Below are 13,286 nucleotides of genomic sequence, written 5' to 3'. Positions count from 1 at the left end.
AGAAAAGAAACCATTTCAGCTAACTTCCGCAACGATGGTGGAGATGAGTGGTCACCACATGATGATGCGTTTAAGGGGGAGTGACTGTGGAGAAGTTTGATTTTAAAACAGGAGAGGTGATTTTGAACGACTTTGATTTTGAGGACAATAAATCATATGCTGAACAAATTTGGTCATTCAAAGAGGATATTCTCCAAGTTCGGTATAAAAAAAATAATGTTATAGACTTGGGTTGGTATCCTGAATTCGATTTGGAAGAAGGATACTTTAAGTTAATAATTGTAAAAAAAGATGATTGGTTAAATCCAATATTCTGCAAAACAACAAAGTCAATCAAGGAAGTTCGTGACTTTATAGCTGAGGCTGTTGATATTGCTGAATCTCTTGAATGAGAGATCTTTCTTCTTCATGTTAATTCATAAAACTAGAATTGTGTGAGTACATAAGGGATTTTGGATGAATCTAGAGAATTATAAAATTGAAGAGCCTAATGAATTTATGTGTTATTTTCTAAATACATAAGAGAAGAGGATAGAAGGGATTTTGAAGTTGGAATTAAATCAGTATCAATAAATTATAGTAACAGCTATCCTAATTGTGACTATAATCATGTTATTGTTACAATCCCTATTAGATATAAAGGGAAAGAAGTTGGATACTCTCAATTGCTTTTAAATTTTGATGGTACACCTGATGATGATTTTTTTGTAGTACACTAATATAGTTAGATTTATCAGTAGCTGTTTTACTGCTTTCATGATAAGCGAATCTAAATTAAGAATATTTAAAGGCCGCTTGGCTATATTTCGAAATTGAACAGTAGATGGAGTGTAATGTTTATGCATCATTATCTTTACAAAAGAATATGGTTTTAGTCAAATTAAGCTCATCATAGACGACAAGTTCAAGCAAGGATATCAGCAATGCGTTAGGTGTTAAGTATGAGAGTTCAACCGATTTAATGAGCGGACTTATATTTGAGTTAGAAAACAAAATTGTTTATGAAGAGCTGATTCCATATCAAGCAGAGCAGCCTACTAATCTACAAATTATTGTAGACAAAAAGGTTTATAAGACTAACAACGTAGTCCTAAGCTTTGATGATGCTATATTGAAAGGAAGTAAGGAATGGGTTGATAATACAACTTATTATTCTATTAGTATTAATAACTAACGACACGGTCGGAGGTTTAGTATGGATGTTTGAGTTAGATAATTAGCGAAATGCAAATAAAATTAACTCAGGGATTTTAGATGTTTTCCCTAAACAACTAACTGAACTAGAGGCGCAGGAAATTGATTTTTCAATATTATATTTAGAACATGAGGATCAAGTATTGATGTTTTTTCAGAAAATATTTCAATTAAATAAAAGTTCTATTTATGTTAAGTCAATTCGAATTATTAATACTAGTGATAGCTATATAATTCAAAAAGGTTTCACTAAAGATGATATTGAATTTATTGAAAAATTCCTTTGTTACGAAAATAGATTGCTACAAGTGACCCACTTTGAAGAACTGGTAAGAATTATAAAACTATCTACACGTGAAGTTGTGTTTTCAAATTTTTATACAGAAGATGCAGCCATTGAAGGGAACTTTGATCTCTCATTCCCAATGTATTGTCGTTCAGAACAATCAAAAAAACTTTTAAATGAGTATGCATCAGAAGTTAATTTGTATATAAGATGGTAAATCACAATAAGGCTTTAACTCCGTATAAGGCTGTTGGAAATTCACCATCTGTTTCGTTTCTGGTTGGAGGTTTTGGGCAAGATCGTTGGCCTGTGGCACCTGGATCATATGGACTGTTATACATGAGAGATGATGAAGATATTGAAGGTTTCAATAATGAGTTTAAGGTTTTTATATTAAAGCTAGGGTAAATTCAACAACAGAAAGATCAATTTTTGTCCCCATTTACTACAAAAGTTGAAGATGTTTTTTGAACTAATGATTATGTGGCGGTACAGTTAAGAAGCTGGAGAAAAGAGTGCATAACTAGTTAAAGCGAAATCATAAAATTATGTAGTAAGGAGTGCTTTTATATTGGTGTTTGAAGAAATAAGTTTTTATCCTGGCAAAGTTACATACGAAGACTTTAATATCGATCTCAATAAACCGCTTGATTATGAAAATGACGGACTAAAGGAAGATATGTTTAAAGTACAATACCCTGACAAGTTTATTTTGGATATTGGATGGTATGATGGGGTTAATAATTTCATTGTTTATGTTATTAAAGATTTTGATTGGGATAATCCAGTAATAAGAACAGAATGTGATTTAGTGCACCTCCGTTGCCACACTGAAATTTGTGCGCTTTTTATTAGAGAGTTGTTATCAAAGAATTAATAATTTTCATTTCGATTTATAGTCAGATTGCTGGTGGTTCTTCACATCAAATTTATATAATAGATGGAGATATGAATGTGGTTACCCCAGTACTTAAAGGTATAGAGTTGAATTATACTGAATGTTTGAGAATATACATTATATAGGAGGGCGGTTTCATGGAACAGCAAGAAATTTTTATGAAGGGGTATTTAAATGGAGGAATAAAAATTACATTCTTGGATAATTTGTTTGTAATAGGTACATATATTAATTACGATTATAATAATAATGTAATTGTTATATTACCAATGGGAGGACCTGTTGATAGGCAGCTTTTCATACCATTAAGTGCAATAAAAACTATAGGACCCTGTTCTGTCAATACATATGATTGTTTGGAAGAAGATTAATTTGAGTCAGAAATGAAAAAAGTATAGGAGGCCATTATGGAACAAGAAGTGATTTTTATGAATCAGTATTTATATAAAGGTATTAAGATAACATTTCTTGATAATTTACATGTAATAGGAATGTATATGAATTATTACTCTTTCAACAACACTATAGTCATAATGCCTGAGGAAGATCATGATGATACCCGCCTGTTGATTCCGTTAAGTGCCGTAAAAACCATTGAGCCATGGCCGATTGATTAGGTATATCTAGGATGATCAATAATGATTAGGAGAACAATATGGGAAACCTCAAAGAGCTTTACGCCAGTGGTTTAGGGTTAGGTAGATTTGAAGAAAAAAACGATATTATAGGAGATATTAATGAAAAAATTTAGGTTAGCAACAACAAAAGAAGCACAAGAATTTTGTGAAGGCATTGTGACAGAGATGATTCAATTATTTAATATAATTGAGGAAGAAGCATGGGGGAGAGTGAATGATTTCTGGAAGAGACCTTTTAAAGAAGACTACGACATTAGGTACCATGAGACATCTGACTTCTGGGCAAATACCATATATTTTGGTCCAGAAACAAACTGGTGGAAGAGAGAAGGTGATCCAACATTAAAGCCAGTACCTTATCCATAAAAGTATTAATATTAAATTGCAGTGCCTTATATAGTATTTAAGGCACTTTTTGCAATTCTACTATTATTACAGGTTGTTCATGTTCAGTTTTTACTTTAGGAGGGACATTCTTGAAAAAGCATGAGATGTTCATGCAGGATTATTTAGATAAATATATTAAGATATCATTCTTATTCATTCAACAATACTATTGTGATAATGCCTAAAGAGGATCATGATGACACACGCCTGTTAATTCCGTTAACTGCAGTGAAAACCATTGAGCCATGGCCCATTGACATATTTGAACAAACCATATAAAGTCTATCGCTGATGAGAGTATTTATAATCATTGCTGAGTAAGGAGATTACCTACATTGGACAAATATGATGATAGGATAAATCATTTTTATGAATCGCAGAGAGGTTACAATTTTTTATCATCTTTTCATTTCACCCGGGATACTGAGTTACAAGGGTTTGAGGTTTCGTTGCAAATAGCTCTTGCTGAATCAACATTTGATCATGATAAAAAGCTAATAATTACTTTTACTGGTGTGCAAGATTTAAAATTGGGGGATTTCTCAGGAATGCATGCCTTATATTTCGATATCACGAACATTTCCACATCCCAGTTAGAGGGAAGTAAATATAAAGTTGAAGAAATTGGAGAGAATGTATTTAGTTTTCATTGTAGATACTTTACATTCGAACTCATAGGGTAGGTTAAAAAATAAGAACAATAGTGAGAATATTATTTATCATTATGTTTACTATACTTATCGCTACAATAGTCTTAAAGTATAGTTCGTTTGAGCGAAGGATCTTATTGTTTGAAATGTCTCGTGAGATAGCATTTTTGTATGCACTAATTGTAGAAGTTCCTTTGGCATTGGTTCGAAATCGTAATCAGTTAGATAAGTTATGGAAAAGAGTAGTGGTACTACCTCTTCTCTTATTTGCAGTCTTTAATATTTGTGTTGCTGGGATAAATACATATAATCTGACCAAAGATGTCTTCACAGGATATCTCTAAAAAGTGGTATACATTATTGAACGAGAACATGAGTATAGAAGAAGTGACCGTATTTGGGTTAGTGAAAATTCTAAGCGTTTAAAGCTATACCTGGCCCCTGGATACGTTAATGTAGACGTGGGAAAAGCTTATACTTTCCGGGTTTTTGAGAATTCTCATATAGCAATTCCTATTAATAAAGAGGAGTAGCCTAATCATGTTAGCAAGATAAATAGGACAATTAATATTTTTTTGATATGCTAAATGATTATTGCAGTGACGAGATTGTACAAGTGGGAGAGAATATTGATTTTTATTTCTCTAACAAAATGCTGTCTGGAATTAAGCTGCAGTTAACCGATCATGATAATCTGCTACTCCAGCAGGCCCATTTAATTTGACTAATACAGATTTATTGAGCGAGGTGATCCACATAGCTGCTAACTTCAACATAGTCATCTATTCCCGGGAAACCATGGACCCGGATAAGTTGTTGAGAATTGTGCGAGACAAGGGTTTTGCACCTGCTATCAATCATATCGAATCAATAAGAAACTGGGAATATGAAGATGCGAGAACCCACACGATTCAGGGACTGCTGGCTGCCCCTTTAACTGACCTTCTTGAGGAAGGGAGGATTATTCTAATCCAGGGAGAGGCCAAGCTGAACAGGTTTGTAGTGCTTTTGAGCATGTCGGAGGAAGTGTATGAAACAAGCATTTCAATCGATACCCGCCATATAGATTACCTGGATGATACACTGAATGAACGTAACCAGCCCTTCTATGATGCACTATCAAACCTTTTGTTATCTTCCGAACTGTCGAATGATTTCCTTGTTGCCGCATTAGGTGTGGAAGTGGTGGTAGACTACCATACCGACCCAAATAAGATGATGCGCAATAGTCACAACGTGGTCAAATGGATATTTAACACATAAAAGGAGGCCCCCATAATGTCCTTATCCCGACAACAACTGATCTCACTCGTAACCAAGATCGTGAACGCCGAAGGAACAGAAGCGGAGCTGGACGAGTGGATGGAGGTCGTAGCGAGCAATGTGCCTCATCCCGGCGTGAGTAATCTGATCTTCTGGAATGAGCCAGAGCTGACGCCGGAGGAGATTGTGGATGCTGCGTTAAGTTATCAGCCGATTGTGCTGCCGCCTCCAATAGAGAACTAGCCTGCTGCGTTGGAGAAGGTGTGTTGGACCAAATGCATGTGAAAAACAGCATACGTTGTGCTCGCAAGCAGGCACACGGCCTGAATGTATGTGAAAAACAGTATACAATGTGCTCACAAGCAGGCACACGGCCTGAATGATGTGAAAAACAACATACATTGTGTTCGCGCAAGGTGATTTTTTTCATCCGTTAGTATAATTTTGTCCATTACACAGTATCCCAACCCCCAATTTCGTCAAGTGTGAAAATGGTGCGCTAATTGCTGACAAAATTCACGCAGAATCAACCATTTTCTCTCACGGCAGCGGCGGAATCTGCTCTATGATGGAAGCGTTACCAAAGTATGCTTGGGGAGGTAAGGATCATGAGTCGAAAACGTATCCGAAGACTAGGAATACTCGTCCTGCTGACAGCGATGTCAGGCTCTTTGTTTACCGTTGCTCCCGCAGTAACCGATGCCGCAGCCAGTGAAGACTATAGCTGGAACAGTGTGGCTACCGGTGCGGGCGGGGGTTTTGTGCCGGGGATTATTTTCAACCAGACGGAACCGAATCTGATCTATGCACGGACGGATATTGGCGGAGCTTACCGCTGGAATGAGGCGAACGGGAGCTGGATTCCGCTGACTGACTCGGTCGGCTGGGCGGACTGGAACAAGAACGGCGTAGACGCGCTGGCTACTGATCCGGTTGATCCGGACAAGGTGTATATGGCAACCGGGACGTACACGAATTCCTGGGACGGCAATGGTCAAATTATGCGTTCCAGCGACCGTGGGGATACCTGGCAATCTTCGCCGCTACCGTTCAAGGTTGGAGGCAATATGCCTGGACGTTCAGCCGGAGAGAGGCTGGTGATTGACCCGAATAAGAACAGCATTCTGTTCTTCGGGGCGCGGAGCGGGAATGGTCTGTGGAAGAGTGCGGACTCCGGCGTGACCTGGTCCAAGGTTACCTCTTTCACGAATGTAGGGACGTATGTTCAGAATCCGGCGAATGAGTATCAGAGTGATATCGTGGGCTTGTCCTGGATTACTTTTGATAAAAGCACGGGCTCTGCCGGACAAGCTACCCAGAGCATCTATGTCGGTGTGGCGGATACCGCTAAAAGTGTGTTCCGCAGCACAGATGGAGGTGCAACCTGGTCAGCGCTGCCGGGTCAGCCGGTAGGCCTGCTTCCGCATCATGGGGAGCTGTCGGCAACAGGCGATCTGTACATCACCTACAGTGACGGGGTCGGGCCGTATGACGGACGCAAGGGTGAGGTCTGGAAATATAACACAACCAGCGGCGTCTGGAAAAATATCAGCCCTACAACAGGGAACGACAACTTCTATGGCTTCGGCGGGCTTGCGCTGGATGCCCAGCATCCGAATACGCTGATGGTAGCCAGCCTCAATGCCTGGTGGCCGGACGAGGTGATTTTCCGCAGTAAGGACGGCGGAGAGACCTGGAGCCGGATCTGGGATTGGGGCTTCTATCCGGAGCGCAATTACAAGTTCGAGATGGATATTACTGCGGCTCCGTGGCTTAATCTTGGGCTGACCTCGAGCTCGCTTGATCCTGCACCGAAGATGGGCTGGATGATAGGGGACCTTGAGATCGATCCGTTCAACTCGGACAGGATGATGTATGGCACCGGCGCAACGATCTACGGTACGAATAACCTCGGGGACTGGGATACCGGCGGTAAGGTCAACATATCCGTGATGGCCAAAGGGGTGGAAGAGACCGCAGTGCTGGGGCTGATCAGCCCGCCTTCGGGCGCTCATCTGATTACCGCGCTGGGGGATGTGTCCGGCTTCCGGTATGACGATGTAACGGCTGTGCCGGTGAAGTTCCAGACGAGTCCCATCTGGGCGAGCACGAACAGCATAGATTATGCAGAGCTGGACCCGGCCTATGTCGTTCGTGTCGGCGGTGCGGACAAAGAGAAGTATCCGAACAGTAAGTCAATCGGGATCTCCAATGACAACGGTAAGAACTGGTATATGCCGAATGCGGAACCCTCCAAAGGCGGCAGCACCACGGTAGGCCAGGGCCAGATTGCTGCATCAGCGAACGGCAATGCGCTGCTGTGGAGCACCTCAGATATCGGGGTCTTTTATTCCAAGACCGGCGGCAATGCCTGGACCGCAAGCAGCGGCGTGCCTGCCGGAGCGAAGATTGCGTCAGACCGGGTGAATCCGAATAAATTCTATGGCTTCTATGAGGGCAAGCTCTATGTCAGTACGGATAGCGGAGCCACCTTCACGGCTACGGGGGCGACAGGCTTGCCTGCCAATAATGTGAACGGTCTGCAGCCTAACCAGGCTCAGGTCAGTCTGAAGGCTATGCCGGGAATCGAAGGCGATCTCTGGTTTGCCGGCGGACATCCGCTCGATAAGTATGGCATATGGCACTCAACCAATTCAGGTGCCAGCTTCACGAAGCTGAGCAATGTGGAAGAAGCAGACCTGATCGGGTTCGGTAAGGCCGCACCGGGTGAGAATTATATGGCACTCTATACTGTAGCCCAGATCGACGGGGTGAGAGGAGTGTTCCGTTCGGATGACGCCGGAGCCAGCTGGGTACGGATCAACGATGACGCCCACCAGTATGCCAGAATTAATATGGCGATTACAGGAGATCCGCGCATCTATGGCCGTGTCTATCTTGGAACCAATGGCCGCGGGACCTTATATGCAGATCCGGTGAACCCTCCGGCAGCAGGCTCCGTCATTACGCCGGTCACGGCCAGCTTTGATAAGAAGACGGCGAATCAGAGCGATATTCCAGTGACGATGACCTTGAACGGAAATACTCTGGATTCCATAACCAATGGAGCGGCTACACTTACTGCTGGCACGGATTATACATTGAGCGGTTCAACAGTGACGATTCATAAAGCTTATCTGGCAGCACAGGCTGTGGGAACTACCACCTTAAGCTTCCATTTCAGTGCCGGAGCAGCGAAGACCTTAACGGTTACGGTGGCAGATACGACAACAACGGCCAACGATTCTGCGATAACACCGGTCACTGCCAGCTTCGACAAGAAGACGGGTAATCAGAGCGACATCGAAGTAACGATGACCTTGAACGGGAATACTTTAGCTTCTATTAAAAACGGCCCGGCCGTATTAACCGCCGGAACGGATTATACAGTGAGCGGATCGGTTGTAACAATCCACAAGGCTTATCTGGCAGCACAGGCTGCGGGAACTACTACGCTGAGCTTCCAGTTCAGTGCCGGCGCACCGCAGAGCCTGGCGGTCACGGTGACTGATACAACAGCGCCGGTGGACGGCGGTCTGAAGGTCCAGATGTTCAATAGCAGCACGGCTAATGCTGTCAATGCCCTCAGCCCGCGGATCAAGCTGGTGAATACCGGCACGGCTGCGGTCTCCCTCGCTGATGTGAAGCTCAGATATTACTACACCAGTGACGGCGAACAGGCCCAGAATTTCTTCTGTGACTGGTCTCAGGTTGGTAGCGCCAATGTGACGGGGACGTTTGTGAAGCTGCCAGCAGCCTTGAGCGGCGCGGACCATTATCTGGAGCTGGGCTTCACCGCAGCAGCAGGCTCGCTTCCTCCGGGAGCCAGCATCGATATTCAGATGCGGGCCTCCAAGGTGGACTGGACCAATTATAACCAGTCCGATGACTATTCCTTCAATCCTGCGGGCACAGCTCCTGCGGATTGGGCCAAGCTTCCGGCTTACATCTCCGGCAGTCTGGTATGGGGGATTGAGCCTTTATAAATAAAAAGGCAGCCTATGCACAATTGCATGGGCTGCCGGTTTTTAGTATAGGCCACTAAACACATATAAACCTCTATTGTTGATCAGTACATCAACAATAGAGGTTTATATTGTTACCACTATACCCATGTTAGTCTCAGACTCCTTATCCTATCCTTTGTACTCAGCCGGGTAGAAATGGTCCGAGGCGGCAGTATATTTGCCTATCCTGCACATTCAAACTGCTCTCAACTGATCCGCTTACCACGATAGGATTGGGGTTATAAAGCCAGTGAGCTTTAAGAAGCTCATACCGTTTCGTGCAGGGACTCACTTAAGGCGGGAATGTCAGGATCAAAGATATAGTCTCAGTCACAAGGAGGAGCGCTGCTTAAGATTAGCTGCCGGAGATTCTGCCCTGGCTTACTTTCTTCCTGCAGTGTCTGTGTCCTTGAGCTGATACCTGAATTATACCGTCCGTGCGGAGAATAGTAAAAAGCCGAAATTTTTAAGTTTGCACTTCCTGTTTGGAAAAAGGTCTTGTAAGCGCTGTTATCCTGCGTTTTCCTTAGAATCTGCTGAATTCAAATCCCGCTGCCTTTACTGTATAATGAAAAGAATGGTTTCGATGCTGCGCAGTCTCCGGCAGCTTTGCCTGGAGGGAAAGGATACGGAAATGAGCTTGTATGTGGTGAAGCTTGAGGAACTTGGCAGCGGACTGCTGAAGTCCTTTTTGGAGGATAATTATATATGTGCGGGTTATTCCGGTACGGGTGATCTGGAGCAGCATAGCAGAGAAGAGATCAGCCGCAAGCTGGCTGCCGCCGGCTATCACGGGCAGGAGCTGGAGGGTGCAACCGATACCCTGGATATCTTCGTCAATGCGATGCAGGATGGAGATTATGTGCTGATTGCCGATGAAGAGTGGGTATATCTCGGGGATCTTGGCGATTACTTCTATGATACCCGGCACAGCGGTACTGAGGATAGTACAGCCCACCGGCGCGGTGTCACCTGGCTGAAGAGTCTGCCTCTCGCTGCGGTCAATCCGGCTGCAGCAGAGCTGCTTGCCTCTGACAGCAGAATAACTGCTTATTCAGGAGTGCTGCCCGCAGCCCGGATCGATCTCTGGCTGGGGAATCAGGCAGAGGATGGCGGGAGTACTGCCGGTGCCTGTCCGGTTAAGGTGGATGAAGCTACAGTAGCGCAGGCGCTGGCTGTCCTGAAGGCAGCCTTGAACAGCACGGATGTGGAGCGGCAGGAGCGTGCGGCTGTGGCGATTCTGCAGTATGCGCGGTGAGAATGGATTGATAATACGGCAGGATTATATATGAAAAGGGTCTTCCGGTGGTTTAACCGGAAGACCCTTTTTATTAAATAAATTCAACAAACTCATTAACCGGCTTGCGGTAGCCGCGCGGTCTGATCTTGTGCTGGTTATCCTTGCCGATCGTAATCAGCATCACCGGAACCATATGCTCTCCGAGACCAAGGGTAGCCTTCACAGCCTCCGGATCGAAGCCGATCATCGGGCAGGTATCCCAGCCCTTATCCTTGGCAATCAGCATGAACTGCATCGCCGACAGCGAGGCATTGCGGATCGCTTCATCCCGCTGGAACGCATCGTTCCCGGTATAAGCATCGTTGATGGATTGAATGGTCTGCTCGTAAGCATCCTCGCTCATCGCTCCCAGCAGCTTAAGCCCGCTATAGATTTCAGGAGCCTGCAGATAGGCATTCTTGTCACCCAGCACCACAATAACAGCAGAAGCAGTGTGGATCTTGTATTGGCCGTACGCATCCTTGCGGATGGCTTCCTTCACACTGTCATTGCTGATCACCTTGTAATGGGCGTGCTGAAGATTATAAGCCGAGGGTGCCAGCCGGGCCAGAGAAAACATTTCTTCAAGCTCACTCTGCGGGATGGTAACACCTTCCACGAAATTATTAGCTGATCTGCGGGATTGCACCAATTCGGAAAAAGTACTCATAAATCATTACCTCCATCTAATTATGTATGCTGCTTAGTTATAATCAATTGCTGTTATTAATTAATGAACTTACAATAAGTTACTTACTTAAGATATCACGACTATCCGTATACGTCAATGAGTAAAAACATAATCATTTGTAAATTTAACCTTATTAATCAACCTGGCTTGATGAAATTGATGAGGAAGTGATAATAATCACAAAAATAGGTTGAAAAGGCAAAAAGATTGTGACAATAATAACAAATAGAGTGTTATAATAGTCACATAGTTTCATAGGAGTTCATTATGCAAGAATACGATATGTAAAAGGAGACTTCGAAATGTCAGAAACCGTTACCCAAAATCTTCCTGAACAAGAAATACCAGAAGCAGCCCTTCCCAAAGAGGATGTGCTGAAAGAGCTCCTGAAGCCGGAGGTTCAGCAATCTCTGATGGTACTGGTTGAGCAGCTGCCGCAGATCACACAAATGGTTAGTGTATTGTCCAAATCACTAGAATTTGTGCAGTCTGTTGCCACGGACGAAGTGCTTAAGAATGATACAGTTGGCGCGATTAAGGAAATGGCGGGTCCTGTGGTGGGCACGGCCAAGAATCTGGCGGCCACTGTCATTGAAGCGAAGGACCGCGCGGAGGCAAGCAGCGAAACCATCAGCCTGTTCGGCATGATGAAGATGATCAAGGACCCGCAGGTACAGAAGGCGCTCCGGTTCATGAATGCCTATCTGCAGGTCAGCGGTGAGCGTCAATCGGGCAAATAAGCCCGTAATACTTAATGATGGAGGAATTATGATGTCAAAACATATAGTGATTCTGGGTGCAGGGTACGGCGGTCTGCTCAGTGCCTTAACCGTTCGTAAATATATGAGCAAAGAGGAAGCCAAAATTACGGTAGTCAATCAATATCCGACACATCAGATTATTACGGAATTGCACCGGCTTGCAGCGGGCAGCGCGTCTGAACAGGCGGTTGCCATGCCGCTGGCGAAGCTGTTCGCCGGTAAGGATATTGATCTGAAAATCGCCAAGGTCAACTCGTTCTCTGCAGAGAACAAACAGGTTATTCTCTCGGACGGCGTTATGCTGACTTATGATGCGCTCGTTGTCGGTCTGGGCAGCACCACTGCATACTTTGGTATTCCGGGACTTGAAGAGTACAGCATGGTGCTGAAATCAGCAGCAGATGCGCTGCGGATTCGCCGTCATATTGAAGACCGGATTCGTGACTATTCCAAAACCCGCAACGCAGCAGATGCTACGATTCTGATCGGCGGCGGCGGACTGACCGGCGTTGAGCTGGTAGGCGAAATTGCCGATATTCTGCCTAAGCTGACGAAGCAATATGGAGTGAATCCTGCTGAGATCAAGCTTCTGCTCGTTGAAGCGGGTCCGAAGATTCTCCCTGTCCTGCCGGATCATCTGATTGAGCGCGCTACGGCCAGCCTGGAGAAGCGCGGGGTGCAGTTCCTGACGGGTCTTCCGGTTACGAAGGTGGTTGACAATACGATTGATCTGAAGGATGGGCAGCAGATTGTGGCGAACACCTTCGTCTGGACCGGCGGGGTACAGGGCAATCCGCTGGTTGGCGAATCCGGTCTTGAAGTCAACCGCGGCCGGGCCACGGTAAATGAGTTCCTGCAGTCCACTTCACACCCAAATGTATTTGTAGCCGGAGACAGCGCTGTTGTCTTTGCACCGGATGGCCGTCCTTATCCGCCAACGGCACAGATCGCCTGGCAGATGGGTGAGCTGATTGGCTACAATCTGTTCGCTTATCTTAATGATAAGCCGCAGGAAGCCTTCAGCCCGGTCAATTCCGGCACACTTGCCAGCCTCGGACGCAAAGACGGGGTAGCGATTGTCGGCGGTAACTCCACTCCGCTGAAGGGGCTGCCGGCCACGCTGATGAAGGAAGCCAGCAATATCCGTTATTTGACTCATATCCATGGCTTGTTCAGCCTGGCCTATTAGTTTTTGATCCTAAGAGCCCCCTGAGGCTGTCAATATGGCAGTC

Annotated in this window: 17 protein-coding genes; 16 read left to right on the top strand and 1 reads right to left on the bottom strand. The window is 44.6% G+C overall.

Features of this window, described 5'->3' with window-relative positions:
- Positions 1-86 precede the first annotated feature (86 nt).
- The 14 genes from NSU18_RS06630 to NSU18_RS06565 all read left to right on the top strand — a co-directional run bounded on the left by NSU18_RS06630 (position 87) and on the right by NSU18_RS06565 (position 10,581).
- Positions 87-392, top strand: a complete 306-nt coding sequence (locus NSU18_RS06630; protein WP_341148578.1) for a hypothetical protein — start codon at positions 87-89, stop codon at positions 390-392.
- A 569-nt stretch (positions 393-961) separates the two neighbouring features.
- Entirely contained in the window at positions 962-1,174 is a 213-nt protein-coding gene (locus tag NSU18_RS06625; protein ID WP_341148577.1) for a hypothetical protein, read from the top strand.
- A gap of 166 nt (positions 1,175-1,340) precedes the next feature.
- Positions 1,341-1,697, top strand: coding sequence for a hypothetical protein (locus tag NSU18_RS06620; RefSeq protein ID WP_341148576.1), 357 nt, complete (start codon positions 1,341-1,343; stop codon positions 1,695-1,697).
- On the top strand, positions 1,691-1,888 hold the full coding sequence (locus NSU18_RS06615; protein WP_341148575.1) for an Imm7 family immunity protein: 198 nt from the start codon (positions 1,691-1,693) through the stop codon (positions 1,886-1,888). The genes NSU18_RS06620 and NSU18_RS06615 overlap by 7 nt, the downstream gene beginning before the upstream one ends.
- A gap of 163 nt (positions 1,889-2,051) precedes the next feature.
- Positions 2,052-2,357, top strand: a complete 306-nt coding sequence (locus NSU18_RS06610) for a hypothetical protein (protein ID WP_341148574.1) — start codon at positions 2,052-2,054, stop codon at positions 2,355-2,357.
- 158 nt (positions 2,358-2,515) lie between these two features.
- The gene (locus NSU18_RS06605; protein ID WP_341148573.1) at positions 2,516-2,749 is read left to right on the top strand and encodes a hypothetical protein; all 234 of its coding nucleotides are present in this window, start codon (positions 2,516-2,518) and stop codon (positions 2,747-2,749) included.
- 36 nt (positions 2,750-2,785) lie between these two features.
- Complete coding sequence (locus tag NSU18_RS06600; protein ID WP_341148572.1) at positions 2,786-2,995, top strand: hypothetical protein; 210 nt, start codon at positions 2,786-2,788, stop codon at positions 2,993-2,995.
- Positions 2,996-3,115: 120 nt separating this feature from the next.
- Entirely contained in the window at positions 3,116-3,382 is a 267-nt protein-coding gene (locus NSU18_RS06595; protein WP_341148571.1) for a hypothetical protein, read from the top strand.
- A 356-nt stretch (positions 3,383-3,738) separates the two neighbouring features.
- Complete coding sequence (locus NSU18_RS06590; protein WP_341148570.1) at positions 3,739-4,086, top strand: hypothetical protein; 348 nt, start codon at positions 3,739-3,741, stop codon at positions 4,084-4,086.
- 547 nt (positions 4,087-4,633) lie between these two features.
- Complete coding sequence (locus NSU18_RS06585) at positions 4,634-4,777, top strand: hypothetical protein (protein ID WP_341148569.1); 144 nt, start codon at positions 4,634-4,636, stop codon at positions 4,775-4,777.
- Entirely contained in the window at positions 4,774-5,316 is a 543-nt protein-coding gene (locus NSU18_RS06580; RefSeq protein ID WP_341148568.1) for a hypothetical protein, read from the top strand. Before NSU18_RS06585 ends, NSU18_RS06580 begins: the two co-directional genes overlap by 4 nt.
- Before the next feature lie 15 nt (positions 5,317-5,331).
- Positions 5,332-5,559 carry a hypothetical protein gene (locus NSU18_RS06575; protein WP_341148567.1) on the top strand — a complete coding sequence of 76 codons (228 nt, stop codon included), beginning with the start codon at positions 5,332-5,334 and terminating at the stop codon, positions 5,557-5,559.
- A gap of 365 nt (positions 5,560-5,924) precedes the next feature.
- Positions 5,925-9,302 carry a X2-like carbohydrate binding domain-containing protein gene (locus tag NSU18_RS06570; protein WP_341148566.1) on the top strand — a complete coding sequence of 1,126 codons (3,378 nt, stop codon included), beginning with the start codon at positions 5,925-5,927 and terminating at the stop codon, positions 9,300-9,302.
- A 589-nt stretch (positions 9,303-9,891) separates the two neighbouring features.
- Complete coding sequence (locus tag NSU18_RS06565) at positions 9,892-10,581, top strand: hypothetical protein (RefSeq protein ID WP_341021035.1); 690 nt, start codon at positions 9,892-9,894, stop codon at positions 10,579-10,581.
- A gap of 73 nt (positions 10,582-10,654) precedes the next feature.
- On the opposite strand, the gene NSU18_RS06560 is transcribed toward NSU18_RS06565, so the two are convergent.
- On the bottom strand, positions 10,655-11,272 hold the full coding sequence (locus NSU18_RS06560) for a nitroreductase family protein (protein ID WP_341148565.1): 618 nt from the start codon (positions 11,270-11,272) through the stop codon (positions 10,655-10,657).
- Positions 11,273-11,595: 323 nt separating this feature from the next.
- Here NSU18_RS06560 and NSU18_RS06555 point away from each other — a divergent pair, with 323 nt between their 5' ends.
- Positions 11,596-12,033, top strand: coding sequence for a DUF1641 domain-containing protein (locus NSU18_RS06555; protein WP_341148564.1), 438 nt, complete (start codon positions 11,596-11,598; stop codon positions 12,031-12,033).
- Positions 12,034-12,064: 31 nt separating this feature from the next.
- The gene (locus NSU18_RS06550) at positions 12,065-13,243 is read left to right on the top strand and encodes an NAD(P)/FAD-dependent oxidoreductase (protein ID WP_341148563.1); all 1,179 of its coding nucleotides are present in this window, start codon (positions 12,065-12,067) and stop codon (positions 13,241-13,243) included.
- Positions 13,244-13,286: the final 43 nt, after the last annotated feature.

It is taken from the genome of Paenibacillus sp. FSL H8-0048 (assembly GCF_038002825.1).
GTDB lineage: Bacteria > Bacillota > Bacilli > Paenibacillales > Paenibacillaceae > Paenibacillus_AQ.
Note: the sequence above shows the minus strand (reverse complement) of the source record. Positions and strands in the feature narration are given on the sequence as shown.